General features: G+C 36.0%; 12 protein-coding genes and 1 pseudogene. 11 read left to right on the top strand and 2 right to left on the bottom strand.

Translation table 11 applies throughout. From position 1 onward, the window contains the following. Window positions 1-382 precede the first annotated feature (382 nt). The 5 genes and pseudogenes from BUB93_RS04105 to BUB93_RS11535 all read left to right on the top strand — a co-directional run. Window positions 383-1,084: a pirin family protein gene (locus tag BUB93_RS04105; RefSeq protein ID WP_073269814.1), complete on the top strand. Its 702-nt coding sequence runs from the start codon at window positions 383-385 to the stop codon at window positions 1,082-1,084. Window positions 1,085-1,355: 271 nt separating this feature from the next. Beyond that, window positions 1,356-2,549, top strand: a complete 1,194-nt coding sequence (locus BUB93_RS04100; protein ID WP_073269899.1) for a flavodoxin family protein — start codon at window positions 1,356-1,358, stop codon at window positions 2,547-2,549. 99 nt (window positions 2,550-2,648) lie between these two features. Beyond that, window positions 2,649-2,963, top strand: a complete 315-nt coding sequence (locus BUB93_RS04095; protein ID WP_073269813.1) for a hypothetical protein — start codon at window positions 2,649-2,651, stop codon at window positions 2,961-2,963. A gap of 102 nt (window positions 2,964-3,065) precedes the next feature. After that, window positions 3,066-3,596, top strand: coding sequence for a hypothetical protein (locus tag BUB93_RS04090; protein ID WP_073269812.1), 531 nt, complete (start codon window positions 3,066-3,068; stop codon window positions 3,594-3,596). A gap of 363 nt (window positions 3,597-3,959) precedes the next feature. Beyond that, a pseudogene (locus BUB93_RS11535) lies at window positions 3,960-4,190 on the top strand (ATP-binding protein); the annotation flags it as partial. Between the two features lie 808 nt (window positions 4,191-4,998). Here the strand turns inward: BUB93_RS11535 and BUB93_RS04080 are convergent. Together BUB93_RS04080 and BUB93_RS04075 are read right to left on the bottom strand one after the other, a co-directional pair. Continuing rightward, on the bottom strand, window positions 4,999-6,165 hold the full coding sequence (locus BUB93_RS04080; protein ID WP_073269811.1) for a levoglucosan dehydrogenase: 1,167 nt from the start codon (window positions 6,163-6,165) through the stop codon (window positions 4,999-5,001). A 50-nt stretch (window positions 6,166-6,215) separates the two neighbouring features. After that, entirely contained in the window at window positions 6,216-7,130 is a 915-nt protein-coding gene (locus tag BUB93_RS04075; RefSeq protein ID WP_073269810.1) for a sugar phosphate isomerase/epimerase family protein, read from the bottom strand. Between the two features lie 246 nt (window positions 7,131-7,376). On the opposite strand from BUB93_RS04075, the gene BUB93_RS04070 reads away from it, so the two are divergent. From BUB93_RS04070 to BUB93_RS04040, 6 genes are all read left to right on the top strand, one after another. Then, window positions 7,377-9,410: a LacI family DNA-binding transcriptional regulator gene (locus BUB93_RS04070; RefSeq protein WP_073269809.1), complete on the top strand. Its 2,034-nt coding sequence runs from the start codon at window positions 7,377-7,379 to the stop codon at window positions 9,408-9,410. A gap of 1,105 nt (window positions 9,411-10,515) precedes the next feature. After that, window positions 10,516-11,325 (top strand): sugar phosphate isomerase/epimerase family protein, encoded by an 810-nt coding sequence (locus tag BUB93_RS04060; protein WP_073269807.1) that lies wholly within the window; start codon window positions 10,516-10,518, stop codon window positions 11,323-11,325. 63 nt (window positions 11,326-11,388) lie between these two features. Then, window positions 11,389-12,552 carry a substrate-binding domain-containing protein gene (locus tag BUB93_RS04055; protein WP_073269806.1) on the top strand — a complete coding sequence of 388 codons (1,164 nt, stop codon included), beginning with the start codon at window positions 11,389-11,391 and terminating at the stop codon, window positions 12,550-12,552. An 81-nt stretch (window positions 12,553-12,633) separates the two neighbouring features. Beyond that, window positions 12,634-14,139, top strand: a complete 1,506-nt coding sequence (locus BUB93_RS04050) for a sugar ABC transporter ATP-binding protein (protein WP_073269805.1) — start codon at window positions 12,634-12,636, stop codon at window positions 14,137-14,139. Beyond that, window positions 14,117-15,094, top strand: coding sequence for an ABC transporter permease (locus BUB93_RS04045; RefSeq protein WP_073269804.1), 978 nt, complete (start codon window positions 14,117-14,119; stop codon window positions 15,092-15,094). Before BUB93_RS04050 ends, BUB93_RS04045 begins: the two co-directional genes overlap by 23 nt. 24 nt (window positions 15,095-15,118) lie before the next feature. Beyond that, complete coding sequence (locus BUB93_RS04040; protein ID WP_073269803.1) at window positions 15,119-16,291, top strand: Gfo/Idh/MocA family protein; 1,173 nt, start codon at window positions 15,119-15,121, stop codon at window positions 16,289-16,291. The last annotated feature ends 89 nt before the right edge of the window (window positions 16,292-16,380 follow it).

The raw sequence follows: 16,380 nt of genomic DNA, 5'->3' as shown, positions 1-16,380 counted from the left end.
TGGGAATATATAATCTTGGTTGTGTGTCCTTTGGATACGACACGGAGATTGTTTTTTTGCTCAAGATGAAAACAGACAATTATAGATACCTCCGAGCCGACTTTTTTGACTCGATTATGACGATTATACATAGTATGGGTAAAGATGCCAATGAAGGGAGCCTGATTTGGCAAAAATTTAAAATGGAAGATAAAAACTTCTGAATAAATTTTAAAGCAGCTGAAATCCACATAATTGTAGGGTCAGCACGACATAAGTAATAAATATGAAACAGGATTATGCTTTGCACATTCAGGGTAATATTTAAATACCGGTGGTTTTAAATTTGAGGTTATGGTTTGAGCGATATGAAAAAACAAAATTGACTCGAAAGGAGAAAAAAATGATCAAGGTATTGAGATTAACAGATATGGGTAAAAGCGATCGAGGATGGTTAAAAAGCATATTTCATTTTTCGTTTTCGGAATATTACAATCCGGATAAAATAGAGTTTGGTGTATTACGGGTAGTCAATGATGATATAGTCCAGCCTGAAAATGGGTTTGAAACGCATCCCCATAAAGATATGGAGATAATATCCTACGTAGTTTCGGGTGAATTGACTCACGGGGACAGCATGGGAAACAAGAAAGTCGTAACAAGAGGGCAAGTTCAATATATGAGTGCCGGGAAAGGCATATACCACAGCGAGCACAACTATGGGAAAGACCCTTTGAGATTTATACAGATTTGGATTAAGCCGGATGCAAAAAATCACGATCCAGATTACGGGGATTATAGATTTGAATGGGAAGACAGGAAGAATAAATGGCTACACATGGTATCCGGGAAAAAAGGCGAAGCCCAAATAAAAGTCAACCAGGATGCAAATATTTACTCTTTAGAGTTGGATGAGGGAAAAGAGGTTGATTTTCCAGTGGAGAAGGGAAGGCAAGGATACCTAGTGCAAATAGAGGGAACTTCAGTCATCAATGGACTAACTCTAAAAGAGAGGAATGCTATGGAGATAGTAGAGGAAGAAATATCTATTAAAGCGGAAAAGACCTCTCATATTTTGCTGATTGAAATGAAGAAGTCAGATTGAATACATTTACAAATTTCTAAAGGAATGAAGCAACAATTTAACGGCTAATAAACATGCTCCACCTTAATAAGACAGATAGAATAATAGCTGTCTTATTAAGGTGGAGCATGTTGCTTTATTATTGAATATTTGAACGGTCAAATAAAAATTGTTGTGATTTTTAATAGGAAAGATGATAATGAAGATGCGGATATCGGGAGAAGTTACAGCTCGAAAATCGCATAGTAAGAGTTAGTATTTGTCAAATTGATGGAAGGGAATGATTTTAGGTATGAAAGTTGTATTTGATTTAAGAGAAAAAGAAGATGAGAAGACGCTCGAAATTATTAAAAGCGCATATGATGAACCTTTAGGAGTATTTAATCTAAGAGGAGAGGCTATTAACTCTTGTATCGGTTGCTGGAGCTGTTGGCTTAAGACGCCCGGCAGATGCATAATGAATGATCGAATGTCAGAAATCTATAAAGAATATATTAATAGCGATACAGTAGTTTTGTTGATGGACACAGCTCACGGTTTTATAAACCATAGAGCTAAAGCCTTTTTCGACAGGACGATTCCTCACTACCATCCGCATATAGAGATTGTTGGCGGTGAATGCCATCATGTAGCTAGATATGAAAGTTATCCGGATATGGTTTTTTATTTTGATAAAAGTATTCTTTGTGATGCAGAAGAACAGGTCATAGAAGATTATCTGTATCGTGTGGCTTATCATTTTAAAGCTAATGCCTATCGGATAATTATTGATGAAGAGACAAAATTAGTACCATTAAGCTCGAGAAGACCAAAAAATAAAAATATAGAATTCGGTTCGGTGGAATCTATAGAAAAACTCGTGGTTTATAATGGATCTCCTAGAAAAAGCAGAAGCAATACGGCTTTGATACTTAAAGGAATAAGTAGAGAACTGGGGGAAAAAGTTGAGATTCGTGATTTAAAAGAAAAAAATAGTTGGCAGGAATGGGCAGAAAAATTTAAACATGATGAGCATGTAATGTTTTTTATGCCATTATATGTCCACGCTATGCCTTCACACGTAATGGAATTTATCGAGAGTCTAAGCACATCTGAGGGTAGCATAAGCTTTTTTATTCAGTCAGGCTTCCCTGAAAGCAGCCAATCATACTATGTAGAAGCGTATTTTGAGCATTTATCTATAAAGCTTGGGAGAACCTATCTGGGCACGGTAATCAAAGGTGGCGTAGAGAGCCTGCAAGGGAGACCGATAGAAGCTCAAGAAAAGATGATCGAACCGATGATAAATGCTATCGAAAATCTAGTTAATGACGGCAAATTTAACCTATATGATATAAGAAGGCTAGCTAGACCGATACGTTTTGGAAAGGTTATAGAGATACTGTTTAATATTGCCGGAAAAAAGTTTATAGACTCTTTCTGGGATCAACAGCTTATAGCAAACGATGCATATGATATAAGCTTTGATCGTCCATATGAGATATAAATCCTTAATTTTATTCAATGCTTTCTTCATAATATCTTCATAAATTTTATATATATTAATTGCATAGCGAAAACCAAAACTGAAAGGAAGTATGGCGATATGATCAAGAAAATAGCAGGATTTGCTCTTGTCGTAGCGATTCTAACCAGCTCGGCCATGGCTGCGCCAGCAAAATCACCTCAAACATACAAAGCAGCCCCAGCCTTGGCAGTCGAGATCTTAATCGAACATGGAGAAAATCCCGAAGGACAAATCATAAAGGAAGTTTCAAGCAAATTAGGTCCGAGAGGAACTTTCATGGGACTTGAGAAAGACGACCCGCATTACAAACACGCGGTGATGCATTATTTGCATCATACTATTGGGGCGATCGAAATGGAACAAAAAGATTGCGAAAACGTTGAAATGAATTAAATCATTTTGATGAGGGTTAAGCAACAGCAGGTTACCCCCCCCTTGAGACGCCCGCTGTTGCTTTTATTCTATAAAATACATTAAACAATATGGAGGAATATTATGAAACTAAAATTAATAATCGCATTGCTTGCTGTTTCCATTATTTTGTTCGCTGGATGCACGACTTCTGATCCAGACCCAACAAACGGTGACAACGATGCAGTAACGGCTGCTTCGCTGGTTGAGGATGCTGAGGTATTTGAAGCATCGATAGGAAGTGAAGGCACCTGGATCGTAGCTATACTTAATGATATAACATCAGAAAATGAGCTTGTCATTGAAGGAGAGTTTTATAACAGAGACGATGCCAGTACTGAACTTTATAGAAAAATCGCTCTTTACGCTCAGGATGCAGATAGAAATGTAACTGACAGATATACACTAGTTGCACCCAAGCTTACAGTTATAAGCCCTAATACCAGAATACAAAGCGGAACATTCGTAGGAGATGTTTACGCGGAGTCGGAAGGCTTCACATTGACTGATGCGACAATCGAAGGGAATCTCTACTTTGCAACCCAAGAAATCATGGACAGCTTTGTTAATGAAGAAAGTGAAGTTACCGGAGAGATCTTAGTAGAAACTGAATAATTAATAATTAAAAGTGGCTGAACTTCAATATACTTTGAGGTTTAGCTTTTTTAATACCAGCTTGGTTATAAGTGACGGTCTATGAGACAGGGATACTCTGTCCAAAATGGAGCCGCTCTTATGCAATTGTAATAATCATAAAATTATTTTATAATTGCTATTTCAAGTGTCTACTTAGAAAAGAGCATATAATATTTTGTCGGTAGAAAAATATTATACAAAGGAAAAAGAAGAAATGATAGAATGGCTTAAAACATTTATTAAAAAAATTATGTAAAGTTTGAAGCTAAGATTTGATTGATTTAATCAGTATCTTGCTTCTTGCTTTGCATAATAAATGACTTTTTATAAGATGAGTGGGGGTATCTCCCCCTTCACCAAGAAGGCGACAGATTGTTGTTTGATATCATTTCTACATATTATGAGACTAAAAGCGTCATCATAACAACCAATATTGAGCTTGGTAGATAGAAAGGTTTTCCATTTGCTGAGAAGCTAACTGCAGCTATCGTTGACAGGATAGTGCACAATTCACACATGCTCATTTTTACAGGTAAAAGCTACCGCATGATGAACTCATTAACCAAGCAATAAGGTTGGTACTGGCTATTGTATTTTTGATTGCCAAAGTTGTACTTTGCTATTGCTAAACACAGTCAGTATGGTGTTGAGAATCCCTGTTTCTTACATAAAAGGAATCAAGAATAACCCGAGATTTGAATACAACCAGAATAGGGATTGCTATCTGGTACGCAGCCAAAGTAGACACTAATGATGTTTTCATGAGTATGGAGGAACTCTGCTCCTGATGGTTACAAAGCATGTTCCATCATCAGAAAAACAGATGATTAATAGTCGACCTTCCGAAATGGAAAAATTGATTCAAGAATTGTTGGGTACCCGTTTATTAGAGTTAAGTAGATACATATCACTGGATTCATCATCAAAAACAATGATGATAGATCACACGTAATTAGAGAATGACGGGTACAAAGGTATAACATACTGACAAGTGGGTCAATTTTAAGTGTTAAAAATAGAATTCACAGATAAATCTACCCCTCCATTAATCAAAACGAAGGTGGGTCAGATTTAAACGAAAAAGTGGGTCGATTTTATTTGACAATCATCACTTATCTCTTAAATCTAGCCGCATAAAATAGAACTACGCAAATCATAATTCGATGATCGGCGTAGTTCTATTTTATTATTTCCACAAAAAGGCATATTCATTAATAAGGAGTTTTAGTCACAAATTTTCTGGAAGTTAACATACTTCTTTAAAAAAGATAAATTTACAGTTGTAATAAAAGATCTATACACAAAATAATTTTACACCCTCGTATCCTATCCCCGACAAAGTCGAAAGTATTGTTTTCAGACTTTGTCGATGGTCAGTGTTCTAACAGCCAGTTTTAACCCATTTTTGTTCTTTTGAAGATTTAATAATGGCGTCACATATTAATTCTATATTATATCCGTCATTGAAGTTTGGAGTGGCTTCTTCTCCGTCTTTAATGGCCTTTATAAAATCATAACATTCAACAATCTTTGTTTCAGTATAACCAATACCAAGTGCTGGTATTGGCCATAGAGCTTCACCATTTGGGTGAGCAGGTCCTGTATATATTGTTCTGAAACCTCGTCTGTCATACGAATCATCTGCAAAATAGACCTGGAGCTCATCACGTCTCTCGTAATTAAAAAAAATTGATCCTTTATCCCCGTGGATTTCAAAAGTAATGTAATTATTTCGCCCCCATCCATTACGGGTTGCCTCAATGCTACCGGTTGAACCATTTTTAAATTTTACCATAAATGATACTTCATCATCTACATCAACGAGAGCTTTTTCGGTTTCAGAGGTTGATTTAACTGTACCTAGTTTGTCTAAAGAACCATTTTGCACTGATCTTTCATGGATATAGGTATTGAGCAAACCGCAAACCTCATCAATATCTCCTACTAAGTACCTTGCAATATCAATTACATGTGTTCCAATATCTCCCAAAGCACCTGTGCCGGCAATGCTTTTTTGAAATCGCCATGAAAGAGGAACATTAGGGTCAGCAGACCAATCTTGAAGATAGGTGCCTCTAAAAGTTAGGATATTACCTATTGCGCCTTCGTCAATAAATTTTTTAGCTAATGTTATAGCGGGTGTTCTTCTGTAGTTAAAAGCTAACATATTAACGACTCCTGATAGTTTTGCAGCCTTTAACATAGCCTCTGCTTCTAATTTTGTTCTGGCTATAGGTTTTTCACAGAAAATATGTTTCCCAGCTTCAGCAGCAGCAATTGCAATTTCAGCATGACTGTCATTTGGAGTAGCGATATCAATTATATCAATATCAGGGTCATTAATGATTTCTTGCCATTTAGTAGTATAATTTTCAAATCCAAATCGAGCGGCTGCGTCTTTTGCACCTTCTTCAGTTAAGTCGCAGATTATTTTCTTTACTGGAATACCAGGAGCTGGCCAAAAAAACATAGGCATAGCTGCATAAGCTATTGAATGGGCTTTCGCCATAAAACCTGCTCCAATGAGTCCGACGTTATATTTTTTCATTTTTATCACCTCAAAAGTTATTTTTATCTAAAAAGTTTTGTTGATAAATTCTAGACAACAAATTGACGAATGTAATGAATACTTAGTTTTAATGAATTAAGTATTGCCTCTTTAGAATCTTCAAACGATTTATCTTCGATTTCTATACATGCATATCCTTTGTAGTTAATGTCTGTTAATGCAGAAACATACTTGCCCCAATTAACATCGCCTAATCCAGGGAGTTTCGGTGACATATATTCAAGAGGATATGCCATAATACCTACATCATTCAACTTATCGTGGAATAACTTTATGTCTTTAAAATGCACATGGAATATTTTGTCTTTAAATTCATATAGAGGACTAATATAATCCATTTGCTGCCATACAAAATGAGATGGGTCATAATTTAATCCAAAATAATCGCTTTGGATTAAGTCAAACATTTTTCTCCATATGGAAGGGGTTGTAGCTAGATTTTGTCCACCTGGCCACTGATCGCTGGTAAATAACATAGGACAATTTTCAATAGCAATTTTTACTTTGTGTTTTTCGGCTAATTTAATAATAGGTGTCCAAATCTGTTTAAATTTTTCTAAGTTTTCTTCAATTGTTAAATGCTGATTTCTACCCACGAAAGTAGTGATAGTTGAGACATTTAATTTAGGTGCAATTGTAATCATATTCATTAAATGTGAAATGTATTTTTCTCGTTTTTCAAGATCTTCGTCAAGAGGATTAGGGTAGTAGGCTAATGATGAAATCATAATATTCTTATTTTTGCAACAGGTTTTTATGTAGTTGATTTTTTCGTCGCTTAATGTATTGATATCAATATGTGTTACGCCAGCATAACGTCTAGACGCCTTTTCTTTGGGCCAGCAGGCCACCTCAATGCACTCATAACCAAGAGTGCTAGCTGTATCGAGGACTTCTTCAAATGAAGACTCATCCAAGATAGAACTTACAAAACCTAATTTCATATTCTTCATCTCCTTTATAAAAATTGCGCAAATTTTACCATAACTTATCTTAACATGTAATGGGCAAAGAGTCAACAAGTCTTGATACAGAAAAGTAAGATTAAATTTTGCGGATATTTTCTAAACTAAGCATATGTCTGTTGACAGAATCTGTTTAACGTAATAAACTAAATTCGGTTGAGCGAATTTGACTTTAAGTGAGTTAGTTTTATTATCTATAATAAACGGAATGGTAGCGTGAATGATATGGCAACGATAAAAGACATTGCGAAGATGGCAGGAGTTTCAGTGACGACAGTTTCTCATGTTGTTAATAAAACGAGATATGTCAGTCCTGAATTAGTTAAGCGTGTAGAAGACGTAATCAGAACCATGGATAATCCGCCAAACTTTGTACTTAGGAAAGAGAAGAACGGCAGTGCATTAACAACTAAAATGAAATATGTTGTTTTTCTAACCGGAGAAGAAAAAACGCCTCTACAAAACCAAGTTGAGAAATATATCAGACGGTATATTGGAGAAAAAGGATATACATTGGTGTCTCTTTGTTATGACGAAGAATCAGAGAAACTAGAATTGTACTCTCAAACATTATTGTCGGTTGAAAATGCGGTTGGGCTTATAGTTTTTCCTGTAAAAGAAAGCGAACGGCTAGAAAAAATACTTAGAATTGTGAAAGTACCGATTCTTTTTATTAATGATGTCATAGAGAGTATTCATGCAGATGCTGTTATATCCGATGATTATAATGGCGCTTATAGAGCTACGAATTATTTAATTAAAGGTGGGCATGAAAACATTGTGATATTGAGTAGCAGCGAAAATGATTACGTTGAAAGAATTGAAGGATATAAAAAAGCCTTGCAAGATAATGGGATTAAAGAAGAATCGGAGTATATTTTTTTAGGAAAAGAAACAAAGCAAGAAGTTTACGAAGCAATCAAAACATTTCAAAAATATGACAATAAGCCGACGGCGCTAATTCTATCTGATTACAAAGTAGTGGTTTCGGTTTTGAAATATTTTGATGAATATAACATCGCATGCCCTAAAGATTTATCAATTATTAGTTGTGATGATTTCGAATGGGCAAAGCTTCATAGCCCTGCAATTACAACTGTGGAGCCGAAAGTTAAAGAAATTGCAGAAAGAGCTTCATCGATCCTTTTGAAACGGGTACAAAAGAACTTGTTTGAAAATAACACGAAAATGAGTTTGGTTACAGTACCAGAAATAATTGTTTTGCCAACGATGCTTCATGTTAGAGATTCTACTAGAGGTATAGGTAGAGGACCGTTTGGAGAAAAGGCAGCTTCAATTGAGTCACTGTATTTAACTGATGATGAACGAAAAAAAGTACAAACGGGGAACTACACAGCGGCAATTTCTTTTCATTATACAGGGACTGCGTGGTCCAGACTTCATGAAAAAGGCATAAAAGATGAATTTAATTCATTGGGCATTTCACTATTAGCTGTTACGGATGCTCATTTCGACCCGGTTATGCAAAGCAAGCAACTAGAAAGTTTGGTTACATTAGAACCCGACGTTATTATCAGCATACCAACAGATCCTACAAGAACTGCAGATGCATATAAAAAAATTATCCAAAGTAAATCTAGGCTGGTTTTAATCACTAACGTACCTGATGGATTGAAACCGGGTGATTACGTGACGTGTATTTCTGTAAATGAACACTCTTACGGAAGATCTATTGGTCATGGTTTAGGTGAATATATGCGACAATTTAACAAAACTAATGTTGGAATGATTAATTATGGGATGGATTTTTATGCAACAAATCAAAGAGACAATGCGGCAGAACAAATTATCCTTGAAGAGTATCCGGAGTTGGTTGTTTGCGGAAAAGTTTCTTTTGATAATGAAGAACAAGTAAAAGAAAAGACTGTAGAGCTCATGAACGCTCATCCTGATATTGGTGGTATATATGTGTCTTGGGGAGGTCCAGCCATGTCTGCGGTAGAAGCTTTGCTGGAGATGGGAAGGACAGATGTTGTGTTGGCGACAGGTGATTTAGAATTTGATCTGGCCTTAAACATGGCAAAGGGAGGTATGGTTAAGGCCATTGGTGCCCAGAGACCATATGAGCAAGGCCAGGCCATGGCGTTGGCTGCGGCAAATAGCTTGTTAGGCAAGGAAGTGCCTTCTTTTGTAGGACTAGAACCATTATACGTTACTAGAGAAAACATACTGAAAACTTGGAAAATAATATTTAAAGAAATGCCACCACGAGAATTGATTGATTTTCTAGAAGTATAATAAGTTGCTAGGAAAGCCATTTTGAAACTATAAAAACTCGAAATGGCTTTAATAATATATCCGGTGGTTGTTAATTTATAATTAAAGCTGACTCACTTTGAGGTGTGATAATCAAGTATCATTTTCAACTTCATTGGTGTTGGCTTTTTTATATTCAAAAACGGTACGCCTGTCCGTATAAAACATAGCAGGAATGCCGTGTGTAGTTAGAATCTGATAAAATACGTTGTAGTATCGGTTCAAAATTTCTTATTCATCGAAATGTCCCCCTAAATATTACCCGTGGAATCGTCAATAGCGATGTGTAGTTGTGCTCTTGAATCTCCAAACCAATCATGGAGCGAGGCATCCATTTGAAGAATTTCTCCGAAGTATGCACACCGAGAGCGCCTGGAATGTGCATCTTCAAGATCCACAATTGAAGCTTGTAGATGATCTTGATCCCTTTTGGTCAAAGCTTCATTGTGCATTTTTTTAGGTTGGCCGCCATTTTCTTTTTAGTTTTCTTGGTGGTGTGAGGAGAAGCTATGTGCTCGTCATAAAGCATTTTAGAGTTTGCGGTAGCAGAGATTGCTATCTGATCATGTTTTTCATGAAGCTCACAAGCATAAGCAAATGTAGCGTCAAAGTATTTGTTGTTATACAGAGTGACGATATCTGTCTTTAATTCATCGCTAAAAACATGGGAAGGCTTGCGCCTTTGTTCACATGAAAAAAAGCGTTTTTTCTTTCTTTTTTATCTGGCTATAAGACGATTGACATGTCTGAGACTAAACCCTAGTTTAACTGCAGCACGCCTTTTGTTCCCGTCATGGTCTACTAAAGATTTTGTGATTTCATACTTCTCTTGTTCTGATATAGTTAAATCTATCCATTTTATTTTGCATGACCATCTTTTCTGGCTATTTAATCTTGAGATTATATCATACAATATATTTACCATTTGGGACATTATCACGTTTGGTTCATAAAAAATTCAAAAAAATAGACAAGATTCTTGACAGACATTGAAAGAAGTGTTAAACTCAAACCATAGTAAAATTTGCGCAAATAAATAACCAATTTTTTATTCAATCAAATATTTTATAAAGAGAGGGGTATTGTAATGAATTTAGGTTATATGACAAATGCTTTTGGTGCGTTAGTAGGCCATGGCGGTGGCGTCACTAACGTCAAAGATGTCCGTTATTTAACAATATGTGATGACGTATCAGCAATTAAAACGATTGCATCAAAAGGATACAAATTCATAGAGGTATTTGATGGGAATCTCTCGGAGTACGAAAGTGATCCGAATAAATTCACTCAAATATTGGAGGAGAATAATATTAAACTGTTAGGCGTATATATTGGTGCAAGCTTTATTTATAAAGATGCATTAGAAGATGAGCTTTTCAGAATTGAAAAAGTAACAACTTTAGCAAAAAAAATGGGTGCAAAACATATAGTGCTTGGGGGAGGAGCAGTAAGAGGGAAGGGGATCCTTGAGTCTGATTATGAACTTTTAGCAAAAGCATTAGATAAAGCTAATGAAATTATTAAAGGATATGGGCTTATCGCAAGTTATCATCCACATTTAGGATCAATTGCTGAAAAACCGGAGCAAATACATAAGCTTTTCTCATTAACAGATATTCCTTTCTGCCCTGACATTGCTCACTTGGTAGCTGGTGGGGGGGATGCATTGGAACTTGTCAAAAGATACTTTGATAGAATTGAATATATACATCTTAAAGATTGGGACAAACAAGAATTTGTACCATTAGGAAAAGGTGTTATTAACATAAGAGAAATAGTTCAATTTTTAAAAGACAAGCACTATAAAGGTGATTACTTGGTAGAAATTGATGGTTATTCAGGATTTCCAGAGGAAGCTTGCGAAACATCATACAAATTCCTTGAAGGTTTACTTTAAAAAAAGCAGAGAGTAAATCTTCTTAATTGATTATCTTATAATATGGAATGGAGGAACAGAATTATGAAAAAATTATTAGTAATTGTATTGATGCTATCAATTATGTTGGGGATGGTAGGTTGTGGCAATAACAATGATCAACAAAATAATACTGATGCGACAAACGATCAGTCACAAGATACCTCAAACGAATCGCATGGAATAACAGCGGAAGATGAAAACGAAATCAAGAGTGTAGGTCCGAATGGTGAAACCGCGGTTAATGCATTTACGCTAAGTTTGACGGATGCAGAAAAAAATCAAATAAGAGAAGGAGGCTTTAAAGCTGCAATTAGTTTCCATTATGGAGGAAATGATTGGTCTTCAACTCAATTAAAAGCGCTAAATGATACTTTTGCAGATTTAGGGATTGAAGTTGTTGGGGTTACCGACGCAAACTTTGCGCCTGAACAACAAGTATCTGATCTAGAAACATTGATGGCGCTGGATCCAGATGTCATTGTCAGCATACCGACCGACCCCGCAGCAACTGCAGATGCATTTCGACGTGTTTCTAATGCAGGCGTTAAATTGGTATTTATGGATAATGTACCCAATGGTTTTGTAGCAGGTGTAGATTATGTAAGTTGTGTCTCGGCAGACAACTATGGTAATGGTATTGTTGCTGCTGACTTGATAGGGGAAGCGTTGAATGGTAGAGGAAATGTCGGTGTTGTATATTTTGATGTTGATTTCTTTGTCACAAATCAAAGATTAGAAGCATTTAAAAAGACAATGGCTGATAAGTATCCAGACATCGAAATTGTGGCTGAAATGGGATTCCAAGATCCAAATGAAGCAAGTGGTGTGGCGGATGCGATGATCACAAAACATCCTAACTTGGATGCGATATTTGCACATTGGGACGTTCCAGCAGAAGGTGTTCTATCATCTTTAAGGGCTGCTGGAATCACGGATATCAAATTAAGCACAATTGATTTAGGAAATAATATTGCTAAAGAAGTAGCAGCAGGTAATATATTAGGGCTTGGTGCACAATTGCCATATGACCAAGGTGTGGCAGAAGCAACTTTAGCAGCTTATGCGCTGTTAGGTAAAGAAGCACCCGCATATGTTGCAGTACCTGCTAAACGTGTTGACAGAAATAATATTATTGAAGCTTATGAAAACATTTACAAAGTTAGTGCTCCTGATTGGCTTCTAAAAGCAAAAGAGAGTAGCAATTAGGCATTTGACAAAGTCTGTAGCACTACTTACATGAATAAAAGTTGCTACAGACTTTGCTTAAAAAAGAAAGGAACATATGAGATGGAACAACAAGTCATTCTCAAAATGAAGAATATTAAAAAAAGTTTTGGATCAGTATCTGTTTTAAAAAGTGTCAATTTTAATCTTAAAAAAGGTGAAGTTCATGCATTGGTAGGTGGTAACGGTGCTGGTAAATCTACATTAATGAAAATAATGACAGGTGTATATGCTTTGGATGAAGGTGAAATCTTTATTGAAGGGAAACTGACTAAAATAGAAGGATTGAAAGATGCCAAGGAAAGAGGTATAGCAATGATTTTTCAGGAGTTATCATTAATTCAGACAATGACTGTCGCTGAAAATATATTCCTTGGTGATGAACTAAAAAAGGGTGTCTTTAGAGATGTAGATGATATGAATCAGAAAACAAAGAAAGTTTTGCATGAATTAGGCATAGAAATTAATCCAAACACGCCAATGAACCAACTTAGCGTTGGAATGAGCCAGATGGTTGAAATTGCAAAAGCGATTTTGAAAAATGCAAAGATATTGATTTTAGATGAACCTACAGCGTCTCTTTCCACTGCTGAAACAAAACAATTATTTAAAATCATTAGAGATTTAAAGACGAAAGGTGTTTCTATGGTTTATATTTCACATAGGATGAATGAGATTATTGATATTGCTGATTCCATATCCATTTTAAGAGATGGAGAATTAGTTTTAACGGAGTCAGTTCAAAACATTAATTTGGATCAAATCATAAATCATATGACAGGAGGAGAGGATTCTCGAAAAAAGTTCGAGTGGATAGAAAGACACTATGATTTAAATGGTGAAGATTTACTTAGTGTTCAAAATCTAAAGGTTAATGATCGCATCAATAATATTTCGTTCTTGCTTAAACCGGGAGAGATCTTAGGGATAGCTGGACTAATGGGTAGTGGTCGAACTGAGATTTTGGAAACATTGTTTGGATTAAGGAAAAAAATTTCTGGTACGGTTTTAGTTCAAGGGCAGGCTGTTGAATCCAGACATTCAAGTGATGCTATAAAAGCGGGGTTTGCTCTTGTGCCGGAAGATAGAAGAAAGCAAGGATTGATATTAGAAAATTCGGTTAAAGAAAACTGTATTTTGCCAATTATAAAAAACTTAACAAGAAAAGGATTTATTATTGAGAGGGTTGCAAATGAGGTAGTAAGAAAAAATGTTTTGGAATTAAATGTTGTCACGAACAGTATCCATAAAACAATTAAACTTTTATCAGGAGGAAATCAACAAAAAATAGTGATTTCAAAGTGGCTAAATACAAATCCAAAAATTATGATGCTAGACGAGCCTACGGCTGGGGTTGACATAGGTGCTAAGTCAGAAATACTTCAGATAGTTCGGAAGTTCGCAGATGAAGGAAATGGCGTAATATTAGTTTCCTCCGAACTGACAGAGTTGTTGGCAACTTGCGATAGGATAATAATTTTATTTGATGGACGAATTACGGGTGAAATGCCTCGTCAAGATATTAAGTCAGAGGAGGAACTTCAGTATGCAATACAAAAAAGCCAATAGTGAGAATAGATTCTCACTAAAGAATATTCAATTCAGCAAATATATGGTGTACATCGTTTTCTTTGTAGCATTTATATTGTTTGCTATCACATTAAATGACAAAGGATTTACTAGCAGTCGAAATCTAATGAACGTGTTGCGTCAAACGGCTATGATTTCTATAATGGCAGCGGCTGGTACTTTCGTAATTGCAGCAGGTCAAATAGACTTGACAGTTGGTTCTGTAGCAGCTATGACTGCTATGATTTCAGCATTAGTGCTTCAATCTACAAATTCTATAGTACTTGCTATAATTTGCGGACTAGGAGTTGGTTTAATTGTTGGCTTAGTCAATGGCTTGTTGGTTACTAAGTTAGGTATTCCTTCTTTCTTAGCTACTTTAGGTATTATGTCAGCAGTTAGGGGTAGTGCTATGTGGATAACGGATACCGCTGCTGTACCTATTGAAAATAGTACTTTTAATAAGGTTTTTGGAATTGGTGATGTAGGCGGTATTTCTGTATTGATATTGTGGACTATCTTTATTTACATAATAGCTGTAATTGTTTTTAATAAAACAGCATTTGGAAGACACGTACTTGCAACAGGGGGGAATGAGGTATCGGCAAGATATAGCGGGGTTAAAACAGATCGCATTAAAAGATCAGTTTTTATTATATCGGGTTTATGTGCCTCTTTTGCAGGAATACTATATGCAGCGCGCATGCAAGCAGGGAGATTCTCATTTGGTCAAGGCGATGAATTGACAGTTATAGCGGCAGTTGTTCTTGGTGGTGCAGCCATGAGTGGTGGAAAGGGTTCTATCATAGGTGCATTGACTGGTTCAGTCTTAATGGGTATTATAAACAATGCTTTGATTTTAGCAGGTTTAAGTACAGCGCAACAAACTATTGTAAAGGGATTAATTATTGTTTTAGCAGTTGCTTTGAGTAATTTTTCACAAAATAAAAAATAACAAAATATAGGAGGTCGAATTTATATGAAAAAATTAAATATAGGATTGGTTGGGGCTGGGTTTATGGGTAAAGCCCATTCTGTAGCTTTTTCAAATATGCCCAAATTTTTCTGGCCAGCACCTGCGGTACCTGTTTTTAAAACAATTTGTGACATTGAAGAGGATATCGCAAATCAAGCTAAGGATCGTTTTGGTTTCCAAAAATGTTGTACTGATTGGAGAGATATTATAACAGATAATGAAATCGATGCGGTCATCATCTGTACACCGAATGACTCTCATGCAGAAATTGCTATCGCAGCTTTAAATTCCGGGAAGCATGTTCTTTGTGAAAAACCGATTGCAAGTACAAAAGAAGAGGCACAGGCAATGGCTGATGCAGCTGAAAAGGCGAGAAATAAAGGAATTATTAGTATGTGTGCCTACCAATACAGAAGAATTCCAGCTATTGAATTAGCTAAAAAGTTTATTGATGAAGGATCAGTTGGTAAGATTACAAATGTGCGTGCTACTTACTTGCAAAGCTGGAGTGCAGACCCGTCATCTCCATTATCATGGAGATTCCAAAAAAATAGAGCTGGCGCCGGTACATTAGGTGATATAGCATCACACGTTATTGACATATCACAATTTTTGGTTGGAGATATATCAGAAGTTGTATCAACTGTTAAAACATACATAAAAGAAAGACCTGTTCAAAAAGGTGGAGTAGATTTGTTAGGTACAGTTAAACTTGATGAAGGTTCTGAGAAAGCCCCAGTCGATGTAGATGATGAAGACTTGTTTTTAGTTAAATTTAAAGACGGTGCTGTCGGAAGTATTGAAGCGACAAGAAATGCATGGGGTAGAAACAACTTCATAACAATCGAAGTCCATGGTACAGAAGGGTCATTATTCTTCAACTATGAAAGATTAAATGAGCTTCAAGTATGTTTTGCAAAAGATCCTGATGATAGGAGAGGCTTCAAAACAATTTATACTGGACCAGCTCATTTCCATGGCGAAGTTACTTGGAATATCCCAGGGATGAATATTGGTTATGGTGAGCTTAAAACAATTGAAGCTTATGAATTTGTAAAAGCTGTAGTTGAACAAAAGCAACCGTCTACAACGTTTTTTGAAGGTAATAAAGTGGATAAAGTATGCACAGCGGTATTAAAGTCATCTCAATCCAATCAATGGGAAATGGTAAAATAAGAGACAATGTTTAATGCAGGTTTAGTTGTGTGAAAACAATTTGAAATTAGAGTTGCAGGATTTAAGGATATAATGGAGAAGATTGCCTT

Source organism: Alkalibacter saccharofermentans DSM 14828 (assembly GCF_900128885.1).
GTDB lineage: Bacteria > Bacillota > Clostridia > Eubacteriales > Alkalibacteraceae > Alkalibacter > Alkalibacter saccharofermentans.
The sequence above is the reverse complement of the archived record's forward strand: the minus strand, read 5'-3'. Positions and strand labels throughout refer to the sequence as shown.